Raw genomic sequence first — 13,342 nt, 5'->3', positions numbered from 1 at the left:
CAGCCACGGCTTCTTAGCGGAAGCAGGCGCCGGCTTCAACGGGCAATCGCCAGCGGGCTCAAACTGCCGTAGCAGCGCGGGGGAGACAGACACCGTCCCGTCCGGCGCCACCGCCTGCTCATTCTGTCATGGTAAGCACTGCCTTGCCGCTGATGCTGCGCTGTCGCAGCGCGTCGAGGGCCTGGCCGACGTCCCGCCACGGCACGGTGAGGACCACGCGCGTTTCGAGCCGGCCGGCTGCGATCAGCGCGAGCAGCGAGGCGATGTCGGCGCCAACCTCCGGACCGGAAGCGTAGTAGGCGAAGGTCTGCAGCCGAGCGCCTTCGTGCCCCGGAACGAACTGGCGGAAGCCGATGGGCGTGAGTTCGCCGCTGCTCGAGCCGAACATGACGACGGTCCCGCCGGGCGCGATCCGTTCGATCGCGTGGGCGAGGCTATCGCCGCCCACCGATTCGGTAATCAGCGAGAACAGTCCTTCGGCCAGCTCGATCGTTTCGACGACCCGCTCGGCTCCGAGGCCGCGGAGATCGTCGGCATGCCGTTCAGCGGCGACCGCCACCACCGACGCGCCCTGCTGGCGGGCGATCTGGATCTGGAAACGGCCGACGGCGCCGCTTGCGCCGGTAATCAGGACCCGCTGGCCGGCCAGGTCGCCGCCGAGGCGCACGGTCCGCAGCGCGGTCGTGCCCGCGACCGGAACAGTGGCGGCGGAGACGAAGCTGACGTCGTCCGGCAGGACGGCGAGGTGGTCGGTCGGAACGGCGACCCGTTCGGCCCACCCGGCCTCGTCGACCAGAGCCGCAACCCGGGCGCCGACGGCCGGCCCGGAGCCGTCGGCCGCGGCGCGCTCGACAATTCCGGCGACGTCCTGGCCAGGCACCCAGCCGTTCGGACGGACGTTGAGCAGGCGCAGTTCACCGCGGTTCAGCGAGACTGCCCGGACCGAGACCAGCGCCTCATGTGGGGCGGGCTCGGGCTCACCAAGCTCGGCGAGCCGCAACCCGGTGGCGCTGTCGGAAGATGTGACCAAGGCGAGCATTGGTATCGTTCCTTCTTGCTGCGTGGCGGACGCCAGCCTGTTTTCGTGCGCCGGGCTTGTTGGTCCGACGTTCAGAACGCAAGCAGGGCATGACTAAATGGAAGCCCGCCTGTCGGCTTCTGAGTTACTCATCCCTAAACTATCGACTTTCCTGTTTGAGTAATTTAGATATCTCGGTAGTCGATCGCTAAAATCAGTCAATATGAGACAGCCTCTCCGCTACCCCTGGCCTTTCGATCCGGATGATGTCCTCGCCCCGGCAATCGCCGTGCGCGTTGACGTTACCGAAACCAGGGCGGAGGTGCCGGACCACCACCACCGCAAAGGGCAACTCGTCTTCGCGCTCGGCGGTGGCGTCACATGTCGCGTCCCCAGCGGCCTGTGGATGGTGCCGCCGCATTGCGCGGTGTGGATTCCCGGCGACATGGAGCACAGCAATATCGCGACCGCCAATGCCCGGATTTTCTTCGTCTATATCGAACCGGGAGCTACCGACCTGCCGGACCGGTGCTGCACGCTTTCGATCACGCCGTTGCTGCGCGAGCTCATCATAGAGCTGACGGATCGCGTTGAGGACGATGACGCGAGGGGCGAGCTCCTGACCAGCGTACTGCTATCCGAACTGCCGCGCATGCCTGTCCAGCAGCTGCATTTGCCGATCTCGTCCGAGCCGCGCTTGAGGCGCATCGCCGCGGCGTTGGCGCAAGATCCTGCCGATCGCAGCACGCTGGCGGAATGGGCCAGTCGCGTCGCGCTCAGCGAGAGCAGTCTCGCACGTCTCGTGGTGAAAGAGACAGGACTGACCTTCGGGCGCTGGCGCCAGCAACTGCACCTGATCGTCGCAATGCGCGAGCTGGCCTCCGGCGCCAGCGTGCAGCAGGTTTCGGCCGATCTCGGTTACGAATCGGTCACCGCCTTCATCACCATGTTCAAGAAAGCGCTTGGCAAGCCGCCGGCAAAGTATCTCAGCAGTGTCGCGCAAAACGGCGGCTCTGCGTTTGTCGCCTGAACCCGTACGCGGTCAACACTCGGACTTCAACTGTCACTGCTCCTCGGCATACAGCAGCCGCGTCTTTGCCTCCGAGGTCGGCAACAGGCTGCGCTGGATCAGCGCCTCGACGTGGTCGTTGCGCTGGCGCGCGCTGTCGGCGCCCATTACCACGATGATCAGCCTGTGCCCGTCTGCATTATAGGAGGTGACGATGTTGAAGCCCGAAGCTCTGATGTAGCCGGTCTTGATGCCGTCGACGCCGCGCACCCGGCCGAGCATGTCGTTGTGGCCGCGCACCAGCCTGCCGCGGAACATGAAGTCGCTTTCGGAGAAATAGTGGAAATGCTGCGGGAAGCGGGCGTGCAGCGCCATGCCGAGCACCGCCATGTCGCGCGCGCTCGTGTGCTGGTCGCCGTCCGGCAGGCCCGAGGCGTTGCGGAACACGGTGCTGCTCATGCCGATCTGGCGCGCCTTGGCGGTCATCATGCCGGCGAACGCCTCTTCGCTGCCGCCGAGATATTCGGCAATTGCGACCGCCACGTCATTGGCCGATTTGACGATGATGGCGCGGATCGCCGAATCGACGTCGATGGTCTCGCCGCGCCTGAACCGCAGCTTGGTCGGCGGCTGCCGGGCGGCGTTGTCCGACACCGGAATTTGCGTCTCCTTGCTGATGCGGCCCTGGTCCAGCGCCTCGAACAGGAGGTAGAGCGTCATCATCTTGGTCAGCGACGCCGGATAGCGCGGCGCCGTCGAGTTGACCTCGAACAGCGTCTTGCCGGTGCCGGCATCGATGACCATGGCGGCATATTTCTGCGGCGGCGCCGGTACCGCCAGCACGCTGTCGGGCGGCGTGACAGTCGTGCAGCCGGCAGCAAACAGCAGCAGCGCCAGCACAGCGACGCATTTGTGGACGGACGAAAAGAACCGGAAGGCGGACAAGTCAGTTCCGAAGGCAGGCTGTTTCTGAGACGACGCGAAGCTATCTTAACGCAAAGGCACAGTCCATTTGGTTAATATCGGTCGGGGCCTCGAACGGTGCCCTGTCCACAGGCCGACGTGGCGCCGCCTGATGTGAATTGCCGGCCACCGCGCTTGCGCAACCGGCGGCGAGTGGGCTTTGCTGGCGCCGGCAGAATCGGGCCGCCAGAATCGGGCTGGCAGAATCGGGCTGGCAGAATCGGTAGGTGCACATGGATACGGTCACGATCACGGCGAAGGGCATTTCGGTATCGGTCGATCTTGCCGTCGGCCATCTCGCCGACATGACAGTCGATATCGATGGCCGCCGGCTGAAGCCGCTGCATCGCGCACCCTGGGTCGGCGAGCCGCGCGAGATGCTGCCGAAAGACCTGCCTGAAGGGACGGTCCACCTGTCCGGCGATTTCCTCTGCGCGCCGTTCTCGATCAGCGACGTCGAAGCGGCACCTTTGCATGGCTGGCCGGCAAATAGCCGCTGGGACGTGGTCGACAGCGCGGCAACAGCCGACGGCTGGCGCGCCGTCTTCCGCTTGCAGCGCCCGGTCATGGGCGCAACCGTCGACAAGATCCTGACCTTGCGCGACGATCATCCCTTTCTCTATCAGGAGCACGTCTTTTCCGGCGGCGCCGGCGCCATTCCCGTCGCCCACCACCCGATGACGGTGATGACGGCCGGCGGCAGGCTGGCCTTCTCGCCCAAGCGCCTTGCCGCAACGCCGAGTGAGGCGCCGGAGCCCGATCCGGCCCGCGGCCGCTCGTTGCTCGCCTACCCGGCGCGAACCGCCGACCTGACGCGCTTTCCCGCCGCCAACGGCGGCACGATTGACCTGACCACCTATCGCATGGACCAGCTGCGTGAGGACTTCGTGACGCTGGTCGAGGCCGATCATGGCGGGCCGGGCTGGACCGCGCTGGCGCGCCAGGCGGAAGCCGATCTCTTGCTGGTGCTGAAGAACCCGGCCGAACTGCCGGTCACCATGCTGTGGGTCAGCAATGGCGGGCGCGATTATGCGCCCTGGAGTGGCCGCCACCGCGGCGTGCTCGGCATCGAGGACGGCCGCACGGCCGTCGGCCACGCCGCATCGCTCGGCGACAATTGGCTGAAGCGCGAAGGCGTGGCGACCGCCTTTGCCCTTTCCGAAGGGCGCCGCTTTTCGTTCCGCCATGTCATCGGCGCACTGCCATGGCCATCCGGCGAGCCGCCGCACGACGTCACGACCTCGCCGGGCCGCATGCGCATCCTGGCGGCTGACGGTGCCGTGCGCGACATCGGCTTCGACGGCGATTTCCTGCGGATCGGTCAATCCAGGCCCGATTGAAGGCTTGGCACAATCCGGCGTTTGAAATTTTCGAAAACTGCCGCCAAAATGCGCCAGAACCACCGTAAGGGGGCCAATGTCAGAAATCGCCCATATCGCTGCTGCCATTTTCAAGCGCGCCGGCAAGGCGCCGCGCTTCATCGTTGCCATTGCCGGTCCGCCCGGCGCCGGCAAGTCGACATTGTCGGCAGGCTTGCACGACCTGCTGCCGGAAGGCACGGCGGAAGTCGTGCCGATGGATGGCTTCCATTACGATGACGTCGTGCTCGATCGACGCGGCCTTCGCGCGCGAAAAGGTGCTCCGGAAACCTTTGATTTTGCCGGCTTCGAAGCGCTGCTGAAGCGCATCCGCGCCGGCGAGCCGGATATCGCCATCCCGGTCTTCGACCGCAGCATGGAGCTGTCGCGCGCCGCCGCTGCGATTGTCGCCGCCGACACCAAATTCATCCTGGTCGAAGGCAATTATCTGCTGCTCGACGAGGAACCCTGGACGCGGCTGGCGCCGCTGTTCGACTTCTCGATCTTCGTCGATGTGCCGCGCGCCGAGCTCGAGCGCCGACTGCTGGCGCGATGGCACGAGCACGGCCGCTCCGACGAGGACGCGCGCGCCTGGATCGCCTCTAACGATATGCCGAACATCGACCGCGTGCTTGCCCGTCGGCGGCCCGCCGACCTGGTGGTCGGCGACCTGGCGTGACTTGCAAGGAACCGCCCGGCCGGAACCTTGACAGTTTCAGGCCGTTATCCCGGACACGGCAATTGTGCCCATGAGGGAACCGTTCGATGGAAACCATGGCAAGAAAGCCTGCGCCCGCCAAGGGCAGGGCAACACGATCAAAAGCCACTCGAGTGAAAACCAGCGCCGGCCCGGCAGCGGCGGCCCGCCCCAAGGATGCGGCAAAGCCCAGCTTTGGCAAGGCGGCGCCGAAAAAGGTGATGCCTGCCGCGGCCAAAGCCGCTGCACCCAAGCCCAAAAGATCGGCAAGCAGCAGAGGATCGATCGCAGGCAGCGCAATGCGCACCGTTAAAGCAACGGCCAATGTCGCCGCCGGTGCCGTGCTTGCCACCGCCAAAGGTGCGGCGTCGCTTGCTGCTTCCGTAGTCGGCAAGGGCGGCTCAAAGCCCCGGACCAAGGCAAAATAGCCGAGCGGAATCGACGTAAGATCAGCTTCTGGCCGGAATGGTGAGGCCCCTCTGCACCGCCGGTCGGGCGAGGCCACGCTCCAGCCATGCGCCCACGCTGGGGAAATCGTCGAAACCGACGAGTTCCCGCGCCTCGTAGAAGCCGATCAGATTGCGCACCCACCCAAGCATCGAAATATCGGCGATCGTGTAATCGTCGCCCATGATCCAGCTACGGCCCTTGAGCCTCGTTTCGAGGACGCCGATCAGCCGTCGCGACTCGTCGCGATAACGTTCCAGCGGGCGCTTGTCGGCGATTTCGCGCCCAGCGAATTTGTGGAAGAATCCGACTTGGCCGAACATCGGCCCGATCGAAGCCATCTGGAAGAACACCCACTGGATCGTCTCATAACGCAGCGTCGCGTCTGCCGGGACCAGCTGGCCGGTCTTGTCGCTGAGGTAAAGCAGGATGGCACCGGATTCGAACAAGCCGATCGGCTTGCCGCCCGGGCCGTCCGGATCGATCATCGCCGGTATCTTGCCGTTCGGGTTCAAAGACAGGAATTCCGGGGTCCAGCTCTCGTTGTTGCCGATATCGACGGCATGCGGCTCGTAAGGCAGGCCAAGTTCCTCCAGCGCGATCGATATCTTCACCCCGTTCGGCGTCGGAAACGAATAAAGCTGGATGCGGTCGAGGTGGCTCGCCGGCCAGCGCCTGGCAATCGGAAACGCGGACAGATCGGTCATCGAAACTCCTGGTAGGGGACCGCGCCGAGCGGCACGGTCATGGCGGGTCGCAGAGAGTTAGGCGCGACGCCTGGCGCGATCAATATGCGCATGGAAAGTTTCGCCGGCCCCGGTGAAGGACCCGCAAGGGGTGCGGTCACACGGCCTTTACCGCCAGCACCGCATTGGTGCCGCCGAAGGCGAAGCTGTTGCTGATCGCGGTGCGCACGGTGCGTTCGCGCGCCACGTTCGGCGTGATGTCGAGATCGCAGTCGGCGTCGGCTTCCCGATAATTGGCGGTCGGCGGCACGATGCCTTCGCGGATCGCCATCACGCAGGCGATCATTTCCAGCGCGCCGGAGGCGCCGAGGCAGTGGGCGTGCATCGATTTGGTCGAGGACACCGAAAGCTTGTAGGCATGGCCGCCGAACACGCGTTTGATCGCAGCCGTCTCGATCTGATCGTTGGCCTTGGTGCCGGTGCCATGCGCGTTGAGATAGTCGACGTCCTCGGGATTGAGCCCGGCATCGACGAGGCAGAAGCGCATCGCCGCCTCAGGCCCTTCGATGGTTGGCGCGACGATATCGGAGGCGTCGGCGGAAAGGCCGACGCCGGCGATTTCGGCAAGGATGGCGGCGCCGCGCGCCATGGCATGCTCATATGTTTCCAGCACCACCATGCCGGCGCCTTCGCCGAGCACGAGTCCCTGGCGGTCGGCCGAAAACGGCCGGCAGGTGTCCGGCGACAGTACCCGCAGGGCCTCCCAGCCCTTGAGGATGCCCCAGACCAGCGGCGCATCGGTGCCGCCGGCGACCATGACGTCGGCCCGGCCGAGCCTGATCTGATCGACCGCCGAGGCAATGGCGTGGTTGGATGACGAGCAGGCAGAAGTGATGCCGAACACCGGCCCGCGCAGACCAAGATTCATGCTGACATGGCCGGCTGCAGCGCCCGGCATTACTTTCGGGACGGTGAAGATGCCGGCGCGGTTCTTGCCTTCGAGCAGGATGGCGCGATAGTTCTCTTCGATCGCCTCCCAGCCGCAGACGCCGACGCCGACGACGGTGCCCATCCGGTAGGTGTTGGCGGCGTGCGGGTTCAATCCCGCCTGCTGTGCCGCCTCCCGCGCGGCGATCGTCGCCAGAAGGCTGAAGCGGTCCATCGACACGACCTGCTTGCGGTCGATGCCGTGCTCGGGAAGCGCCTTGATTTCGCAGCCGACCTTGACCTTCAGATCATGCAGCAGCGGATTGTCGATCGCGCCGATTGCCGAACGGCCGGCGCGCATTTCATTCCAGATTGCCGGTGCGTTGGTGCCGAGCCCGCATAATCCGCCGATGCCCGTGATGACGACGCGCTTGTGCATTCAGTCAGGCTTTTTTCGCGATCAGCGCGCGAACCGCCTCGACCATGTCGCCGACATTCTTCAGATTGCTCCAGGCATCGACAGTGTTCATCTCGATTTCGATGCCATACTCTTCCTCGAGATCGAAGATGATCTCCGTCAGTTCCAGCGAATGGATGCCAAGGGCGGTCAGTTCGGTACTGGTGGTGATTTCCTCGCCGCCCGGCTCGGCATGAGCCTTGATCTTGGCGATGATATCGTTTGCCAGCTGGTCAGCCATTCGGTTTATTCCCCAACTCTGTCGTTTCCCGACGCCAACTGATCAGCGCCCCTTTTGTCCTCGATTACGTCGTCATCGTCGCCTTTTACCCCCGCCAGGCGCCGGTGACCGTACCAAGGTGGCTCCCTCTATAGAAACCGAAACGCTGTCAAGCAACAAGCTATATATCGACAAAGCCGCCGCAGTGCTTAACGTTGGTGTCGTGGATACGATCGCATATAGCTTGACTTCAGTGCCGCCGGCCCAGCGTGTTGCCGGCGTCGCGCGGCTTGGCTGCGACTGGAACGGAGGCCGCACGCGTCTTCGGCGTCTGTACCAGGACGGTTCAGCCAAGATCCGCATGCCGACGGTCTCGGCCGATCCGCTCGAAGCCGTCCTGATCAACACCGCCGGTGGGCTGACCGGTGGCGACCGTCTCGCCTGGGAGGTCGATGTCGGTGCCGGCGCCTCCGCAACCATAACAACGCAGGCCTGCGAGAAAATCTATCGCGCCGCATCCGACCGCGCCGAAGTGCGGGTGCAGCTGACTGTCGGGGAAGACGGCCACATTGCCTGGCTGCCACAGGAAACCATCGTCTTCGACCGCTCGGCCTTTGCCCGCAGCCTTGACGTGGAGCTTGCCACCGGAGCCGAGGCGCTGATCCTGGAGGCTACCGTCTTCGGCCGCCTGGCCATGGGTGAACGGGCTTCGCAAGGCCATTTCCACGACCGCTGGCGCGTCCGCCAGGACGGGGCGCTGTTCCATGCAGAGGAGTTCCGCATCGGGCCGGACATTGCGGCCGCCTTGAACCGTCCCGCAGCGGCCGGCGGTGCTGTCGCCGTGGCGACGCTACTGATGGTGTCGCCACGGGCAGAGGCTTTGCTCGAGCCGGCCCGGGGCATAGTCGGCGGCCAGGGCGGCGTCAGTTTCTGGAGCGTGCGGAAATCTGGCAAGCTTCTTGCGAGGCTGTTCGCCGAGGACGGCTACCAGCTCCGCAAGCGGCTGGTGCCGCTTGTCGAATTGCTCAACGGACGGGCGGGCCTGCCCAAATTATGGTCACTCTGATCTCGATTGTGCCACCGCAGGAAAAAGCATGAATCTGACGCCGAGGGAGAAAGACAAGCTGCTGATCGCCATGGCGGCGATCGTGGCCCGCAAGCGGCTCGAACGCGGCGTCAAGCTCAATCATCCGGAAGCGATCGCGCTGATCACCGATTTCGTCGTCGAGGGTGCCCGCGACGGCCGCGCGGTCGCCGAGCTGATGGAGGCCGGTGCCCATGTCGTCACCCGGGCCCAGGTGATGCAAGGCATTGCAGAAATGATCCACGATGTGCAGGTCGAGGCGACGTTTCCAGACGGCACCAAGCTGGTGACCGTGCACGAGCCGATCAGATAACACCGCCAAGGAGAGGAAATGCTTGAGCTGCGTCCCAACTGCGAGTGCTGCGACAAGGATCTGCCGCCCGACGCGACGGATGCGGTGATCTGCACCTTCGAATGCACCTTTTGCGCCGACTGCGCACAAAACGTGCTCGGTGGCGCCTGTCCGAATTGCGGCGGCAACTTCTCGGCCCGCCCGATCCGTCCGGCAGCGCTGCTGAAGAAATATCCGGCCTCCACCAAGCGCGTCCTCAAGGCAGAGGGCTGCGGTCCGGCCCGCAAGGCAGCGTGAGAGGGATGATGATCTCAAAGATGGAAGGCACGCCGATGATCCCCGCTACGATGAAACGCTCAACGCTGTCGGCGGTCCTGTTGCTGGCGGCAGCAATGCCAGCCTATGCCCATGTCGGCGTCGGCACGGTTTGGTCCTTCACCGCCGGCTTCTCCCACCCGCTCTCCGGCCTCGATCACATGACGGCGATGATTGCCGTCGGGCTATGGGCCGCGCTCAAGGGCGACAAAGCGATCTGGGCATGGCCGCTGGCCTTCGTAAGCGTCATGCTGGCCGGCGGCGTGCTTGGCATGCTGCATGTGCCGATGCCTTTCGTCGAGCCGGCGATACTGGCGTCCGTCGTGGCACTCGGGCTGCTGGTTGCGCTCGCCGTCGATCTTCCTGTCTCGGCCGGCGTCGCCGTCATCGGCCTGTTCGCGCTGTTCCACGGCTATGCCCATGGCACCGAGGTGCCTGAGAATGCCGGCGGACTCGGCTATATGGCGGGCTTTGCCGTTGCCACGGCACTGCTCCACGCCGTCGGCATCGCGGCCGGTCTCGGCCTCGGCTGGCGCTTCCGCGGGCTTGCCCGCGCCGCTGGCGCCGCTTGTGCCGCGATTGGCGCCGGCCTCGCTTTCGGCGTCGTGTGAGGCCGCGATGATCCCCGGCGAAATCATCACGGCAAGCGGCGAGATCGAACTGAACAAGGGTCTGGCGACGGTCACCTTGAAGGTAGCCAACAGCGGCGACCGGCCGATCCAGGTAGGCAGCCATTATCATTTCTTCGAGACCAATGAGGGACTGAGATTCGATCGCGACAAGGCCCGCGGCATGCGCCTCGACATCGCTGCCGGCACCGCCATGCGTTTCGAGCCCGGCCAAGAGCGCGACGTTACCCTGGTGCCGTTCGGCGGCAAGCGCGAGGTCTACGGATTTCAGCAGAAGATCATGGGCGCGCTGTGAGATCGAAGGCGTCGAGCAGTTTCGGCTCAGCCGGGCGGCTTGGCCGCCGCATAGATGACGACCTTTCCCGGATCGTCGAATTCCACCGCCAGAACGTCCTCGGTTTGCACTCGCCGCGAATCGATGGCGTTGAACAGCAATGCGTTCGCCTCGATCTCCTTGCGCAGCTCGGCGATGTCGTCCCGATGTTGCCTGACCTTGTTTTCGATCGCCGGCGGCGGGCCGCCTTCGGTGCGCGCGGCATCGGTAAGAAACACGATATCGACCTTGTCGAGCTTGGATGTCTTGCGCACGGCGGCGATGTTTTCACGCGTGCGGTCGATCGCCGAACTGACCTTGCCGGCTTCCGCATTTGTCTGGGTCTCTTCCTGGCCGACCTCCGAGCCGACGATCCGGTTGACGGTCTCGGCGCTGTCGAGGCTCTGCGCGTTCAGCGCGGCGTGCGGAATGCTGGCTGCCAGAAACGCGGTCGCGGCAATCCCATGCAGCCATCTGGTGTCGGAGAAGGTGGTGATCGCCATCGCTCGTTCTCAGGGTCCTTTTCGAGGCTCGTGTCAGGGCGACAGGACCGAAACGCAACGTCCCCCGTGAAGGTTCCCTTTGCGATGCGGCGGGCTGGCCGGGCGCCGGCCCGCCGCCTCGTCTCGTCAGCTCGCTTTCTTGGTGATCAGCGTCAGCGCGCCATTGGTGCTCATGCTGGCGGCGATCACCTGCGCCGAGGTGAGCCCCTTGGCTTCGAGCGCGGATTTGACCTGCGGTGTCGCGTCGATCGAGCCGCGCAGTTTCTGCAGGTCGGCATCGCTGCGCTTGGCGATGACCTCGTTGACCTTGGCTTGAGTGTCCGCGGGCAGATCCTTGATATCGACGACGTTGATCGCGTGGATGGTGGGCGCCTGCGGCTGCGCCCCGGGCGTGGCAGGAGCAGGCGCGGCCGGCGCCGGACTGGGCTGCTGCGCGGGCTGTTGCTGGGCGCTGGCGGCGGTTGCGAGCACCAGCGTGGCGGCGGCTGCCAGAAGGGTCGTTTTGCGCATGGATGTTCCTTTCCATCGATTGGCAAATTGTGGTTTTGGGGTGGCCCGGCCACCTCAAACGCTAAATGGGATCGGAAAGTGTCGCTCAGCGGGTCATTGCGTGACCATAGGATGGCGGCAATGTGGGGCCCGGCTTCGACAAGCGGTATTTTCGGGCTGTATTTCGGGAGCAATTGCTGATGGCTAAAATCACCCGCGCCGCCTATGCGCAGATGTACGGCCCGACCGTCGGCGACAAGGTCCGGCTCGCCGACACCGAGCTGTTCATCGAGGTCGAAAGGGATCTCACTCTTTACGGCGAGGAGGTGAAGTTCGGTGGCGGCAAGGTCATCCGCGACGGCATGGGCCAGAGCCAGGTGTCGCGCGCGCAAGGCGCGGTCGACACCGTCATCACCAATGCGCTGGTCGTCGATGCCACCGCCGGTATCGTCAAGGCAGATATCGGCCTCAGGGACGGCCGTATCGCCGCGATCGGCAAGGCCGGCAATCCGGATACCCAAGGCGGCGTCACCATCATCATCGGTCCCGGCACCGAGATTATCGCCGGCGAGGGCAAGATCCTGACCGCCGGCGGCTTCGACGCGCATATCCACTTCATCTGCCCGCAGCAGATCGAGGAAGCGCTGATGTCGGGCATCACCACCATGCTCGGCGGCGGCACCGGCCCGGCGCACGGCACGCTGGCCACCACCTGCACGCCTGGGCCGTGGCATCTGGCGCGCATGATCCAGTCTTTCGACGCCTTCCCGATGAATATCGGCCTGTCGGGCAAGGGCAACGCGTCGCTGCCCGCCGCGCTCGAGGAGATGGTGCTTGCCGGCGCCTGCTCGCTGAAGTTGCACGAGGACTGGGGCACGACGCCGGCTGCAATCGACTGCTGCCTGTCGGTTGCCGACGATTACGACGTGCAGGTAATGATCCACACCGACACGCTGAACGAGTCCGGCTTCGTCGAAAACACGGTCGCGGCGATCAAGGGCCGCACCATCCATGCCTTCCACACCGAAGGCGCCGGCGGCGGCCACGCGCCTGATATCATCAAGGTCTGCGGCCTGCCTAACGTCATTCCGTCCTCGACCAACCCGACACGCCCCTACACGATCAACACGCTGGCCGAACACCTCGACATGCTGATGGTCTGTCACCATCTGTCGCCGTCGATCCCCGAAGATATCGCCTTTGCCGAGAGCCGCATCCGCAAGGAAACCATCGCCGCCGAAGACATTCTGCACGACATCGGCGCCTTCTCGATCATCTCGTCGGACAGCCAGGCCATGGGCCGTGTCGGCGAAGTGGCGATCCGCTGCTGGCAGACCGCCGACAAGATGAAGCGGCAGCGCGGTTCGCTGCCGCAGGAGACCGGCGACAACGACAATTTCCGCGTCCGCCGCTACATCGCCAAATACACCATCAATCCGGCCATCGCGCATGGCCTGTCGAAGGACATCGGCTCGGTGGCGGTGGGAAAACGCGCCGACCTCGTGCTGTGGAATCCGGCCTTTTTCGGCGTCAAGCCGGACATGGTGCTGATCGGCGGCATGATCGCCGCCGCCCCGATGGGCGATCCCAACGCCTCGATCCCGACGCCGCAGCCGATGCATTACCGGCCGATGTTCGGGGCCTACGGCAAGGCGATGACCAATTCGTCGGTGACCTTCGTTTCGAAGGCCGCGCTCGACGCCGGCCTGCGCGGCAGGCTCGGCGTCGACAAGCAGATGGTCGCGGTCGAAAACACCCGCGGCGGCATCGGCAAGCATTCGATGGTGCTCAATGACGCCACGCCGCATGTCCAGGTCGACCCCGAAACCTATGAGGTCCGCGCCGACGGCGAACTCTTGACCTGCGAGCCAGCAACCGTGCTACCGATGGCGCAACGCTACTTCCTGTTCTGAACCATAGGCGTTAGAACGACCG

Annotated in this window: 18 protein-coding genes; 11 read left to right on the top strand and 7 right to left on the bottom strand. The window is 64.9% G+C overall.

What is annotated here, in order from left to right; translation table 11 throughout:
- Positions 1 to 118 precede the first annotated feature (118 nt).
- On the bottom strand, positions 119 to 1,039 hold the full coding sequence (locus NKH93_RS10880; protein ID WP_352970253.1) for a zinc-binding dehydrogenase: 921 nt from the start codon (positions 1,037 to 1,039) through the stop codon (positions 119 to 121).
- A 202-nt stretch (positions 1,040 to 1,241) separates the two neighbouring features.
- Here NKH93_RS10880 and NKH93_RS10875 point away from each other — a divergent pair, with 202 nt between their 5' ends.
- The gene (locus tag NKH93_RS10875; protein ID WP_352920058.1) at positions 1,242 to 2,048 is read left to right on the top strand and encodes an AraC family transcriptional regulator; all 807 of its coding nucleotides are present in this window, start codon (positions 1,242 to 1,244) and stop codon (positions 2,046 to 2,048) included.
- A gap of 33 nt (positions 2,049 to 2,081) precedes the next feature.
- Here the strand turns inward: NKH93_RS10875 and NKH93_RS10870 are convergent, their stop codons facing one another.
- Entirely contained in the window at positions 2,082 to 2,972 is an 891-nt protein-coding gene (locus NKH93_RS10870) for a D-alanyl-D-alanine carboxypeptidase family protein (protein WP_352970250.1), read from the bottom strand.
- A 251-nt stretch (positions 2,973 to 3,223) separates the two neighbouring features.
- Between NKH93_RS10870 and NKH93_RS10865 the strand changes: the two genes are divergently transcribed.
- The 4 genes from NKH93_RS10865 to NKH93_RS10850 all read left to right on the top strand — a co-directional run bounded on the left by NKH93_RS10865 (position 3,224) and on the right by NKH93_RS10850 (position 5,473).
- Complete coding sequence (locus tag NKH93_RS10865; RefSeq protein ID WP_352970248.1) at positions 3,224 to 4,330, top strand: hypothetical protein; 1,107 nt, start codon at positions 3,224 to 3,226, stop codon at positions 4,328 to 4,330.
- 76 nt (positions 4,331 to 4,406) lie between these two features.
- On the top strand, positions 4,407 to 5,027 hold the full coding sequence (locus NKH93_RS10860) for a nucleoside triphosphate hydrolase (protein WP_352539906.1): 621 nt from the start codon (positions 4,407 to 4,409) through the stop codon (positions 5,025 to 5,027).
- A 70-nt stretch (positions 5,028 to 5,097) separates the two neighbouring features.
- Complete coding sequence (locus NKH93_RS10855; protein WP_352920046.1) at positions 5,098 to 5,358, top strand: hypothetical protein; 261 nt, start codon at positions 5,098 to 5,100, stop codon at positions 5,356 to 5,358.
- Positions 5,345 to 5,473, top strand: coding sequence for a hypothetical protein (locus NKH93_RS10850; protein WP_302893450.1), 129 nt, complete (start codon positions 5,345 to 5,347; stop codon positions 5,471 to 5,473). Before NKH93_RS10855 ends, NKH93_RS10850 begins: the two co-directional genes overlap by 14 nt.
- A gap of 21 nt (positions 5,474 to 5,494) precedes the next feature.
- Here NKH93_RS10850 and NKH93_RS10845 read toward each other — a convergent pair whose 3' ends face one another.
- From NKH93_RS10845 to NKH93_RS10835, 3 genes are all read right to left on the bottom strand, one after another.
- Positions 5,495 to 6,199, bottom strand: a complete 705-nt coding sequence (locus NKH93_RS10845) for a glutathione S-transferase family protein (RefSeq protein WP_352920043.1) — start codon at positions 6,197 to 6,199, stop codon at positions 5,495 to 5,497.
- Positions 6,200 to 6,335: 136 nt separating this feature from the next.
- On the bottom strand, positions 6,336 to 7,544 hold the full coding sequence (locus tag NKH93_RS10840; RefSeq protein WP_352455913.1) for a beta-ketoacyl-[acyl-carrier-protein] synthase family protein: 1,209 nt from the start codon (positions 7,542 to 7,544) through the stop codon (positions 6,336 to 6,338).
- 4 nt (positions 7,545 to 7,548) lie between these two features.
- A complete protein-coding gene (locus NKH93_RS10835) occupies positions 7,549 to 7,803 on the bottom strand; it encodes an acyl carrier protein (RefSeq protein ID WP_023677013.1) in 255 nt (84 codons plus the stop codon).
- 223 nt (positions 7,804 to 8,026) lie between these two features.
- Between NKH93_RS10835 and NKH93_RS10830 the strand changes: the two genes are divergently transcribed.
- From NKH93_RS10830 to NKH93_RS10810, 5 genes are read left to right on the top strand one after another with little or no spacing between them, the layout of a single operon-like run.
- Positions 8,027 to 8,848: an urease accessory protein UreD gene (locus NKH93_RS10830; RefSeq protein ID WP_502896445.1), complete on the top strand. Its 822-nt coding sequence runs from the start codon at positions 8,027 to 8,029 to the stop codon at positions 8,846 to 8,848.
- A 28-nt stretch (positions 8,849 to 8,876) separates the two neighbouring features.
- Positions 8,877 to 9,179, top strand: coding sequence for an urease subunit gamma (locus NKH93_RS10825; RefSeq protein WP_352771138.1), 303 nt, complete (start codon positions 8,877 to 8,879; stop codon positions 9,177 to 9,179).
- A gap of 18 nt (positions 9,180 to 9,197) precedes the next feature.
- Positions 9,198 to 9,455, top strand: a complete 258-nt coding sequence (locus NKH93_RS10820; protein ID WP_352492190.1) for a DUF1272 domain-containing protein — start codon at positions 9,198 to 9,200, stop codon at positions 9,453 to 9,455.
- A gap of 35 nt (positions 9,456 to 9,490) precedes the next feature.
- Positions 9,491 to 10,084: a HupE/UreJ family protein gene (locus tag NKH93_RS10815; protein WP_352615150.1), complete on the top strand. Its 594-nt coding sequence runs from the start codon at positions 9,491 to 9,493 to the stop codon at positions 10,082 to 10,084.
- Between the two features lie 7 nt (positions 10,085 to 10,091).
- A complete protein-coding gene (locus tag NKH93_RS10810; RefSeq protein ID WP_023677008.1) occupies positions 10,092 to 10,397 on the top strand; it encodes an urease subunit beta in 306 nt (101 codons plus the stop codon).
- Between the two features lie 26 nt (positions 10,398 to 10,423).
- Here NKH93_RS10810 and NKH93_RS10805 read toward each other — a convergent pair whose 3' ends face one another.
- Positions 10,424 to 10,918, bottom strand: coding sequence for a hypothetical protein (locus tag NKH93_RS10805; RefSeq protein ID WP_023677007.1), 495 nt, complete (start codon positions 10,916 to 10,918; stop codon positions 10,424 to 10,426).
- Positions 10,919 to 11,044: 126 nt separating this feature from the next.
- Entirely contained in the window at positions 11,045 to 11,428 is a 384-nt protein-coding gene (locus tag NKH93_RS10800) for a hypothetical protein (RefSeq protein WP_352709122.1), read from the bottom strand.
- A gap of 179 nt (positions 11,429 to 11,607) precedes the next feature.
- Between NKH93_RS10800 and ureC the strand changes: the two genes are divergently transcribed.
- A complete protein-coding gene (gene ureC, locus NKH93_RS10795; protein WP_502895709.1) occupies positions 11,608 to 13,320 on the top strand; it encodes an urease subunit alpha in 1,713 nt (570 codons plus the stop codon).
- Positions 13,321 to 13,342: the final 22 nt, after the last annotated feature.

This window comes from Mesorhizobium sp. M0954 (assembly GCF_040319155.1).
Taxonomy (GTDB): Bacteria; Pseudomonadota; Alphaproteobacteria; order Rhizobiales; family Rhizobiaceae; genus Mesorhizobium.
Note: the sequence above shows the minus strand (reverse complement) of the source record. Positions and strands in the feature narration are given on the sequence as shown.

Coding starts and splice junctions, on each gene's coding strand:
- NKH93_RS10880 (WP_352970253.1), bottom strand. CDS start 1,039: ATGCTCGCCTTGGTCACATCTTCCGACAGCGCCACCGGGTTGCGGCTC.
- NKH93_RS10875 (WP_352920058.1), top strand. CDS start 1,242: ATGAGACAGCCTCTCCGCTACCCCTGGCCTTTCGATCCGGATGATGTC.
- NKH93_RS10865 (WP_352970248.1), top strand. CDS start 3,224: ATGGATACGGTCACGATCACGGCGAAGGGCATTTCGGTATCGGTCGAT.
- NKH93_RS10860 (WP_352539906.1), top strand. CDS start 4,407: ATGTCAGAAATCGCCCATATCGCTGCTGCCATTTTCAAGCGCGCCGGC.
- NKH93_RS10855 (WP_352920046.1), top strand. CDS start 5,098: ATGAGGGAACCGTTCGATGGAAACCATGGCAAGAAAGCCTGCGCCCGC.
- NKH93_RS10850 (WP_302893450.1), top strand. CDS start 5,345: ATGCGCACCGTTAAAGCAACGGCCAATGTCGCCGCCGGTGCCGTGCTT.
- NKH93_RS10845 (WP_352920043.1), bottom strand. CDS start 6,199: ATGACCGATCTGTCCGCGTTTCCGATTGCCAGGCGCTGGCCGGCGAGC.
- NKH93_RS10840 (WP_352455913.1), bottom strand. CDS start 7,544: ATGCACAAGCGCGTCGTCATCACGGGCATCGGCGGATTATGCGGGCTC.
- NKH93_RS10835 (WP_023677013.1), bottom strand. CDS start 7,803: ATGGCTGACCAGCTGGCAAACGATATCATCGCCAAGATCAAGGCTCAT.
- NKH93_RS10825 (WP_352771138.1), top strand. CDS start 8,877: ATGAATCTGACGCCGAGGGAGAAAGACAAGCTGCTGATCGCCATGGCG.
- NKH93_RS10820 (WP_352492190.1), top strand. CDS start 9,198: ATGCTTGAGCTGCGTCCCAACTGCGAGTGCTGCGACAAGGATCTGCCG.
- NKH93_RS10815 (WP_352615150.1), top strand. CDS start 9,491: ATGATCCCCGCTACGATGAAACGCTCAACGCTGTCGGCGGTCCTGTTG.
- NKH93_RS10810 (WP_023677008.1), top strand. CDS start 10,092: ATGATCCCCGGCGAAATCATCACGGCAAGCGGCGAGATCGAACTGAAC.
- NKH93_RS10805 (WP_023677007.1), bottom strand. CDS start 10,918: ATGGCGATCACCACCTTCTCCGACACCAGATGGCTGCATGGGATTGCC.
- NKH93_RS10800 (WP_352709122.1), bottom strand. CDS start 11,428: ATGCGCAAAACGACCCTTCTGGCAGCCGCCGCCACGCTGGTGCTCGCA.
- ureC (WP_502895709.1), top strand. CDS start 11,608: ATGGCTAAAATCACCCGCGCCGCCTATGCGCAGATGTACGGCCCGACC.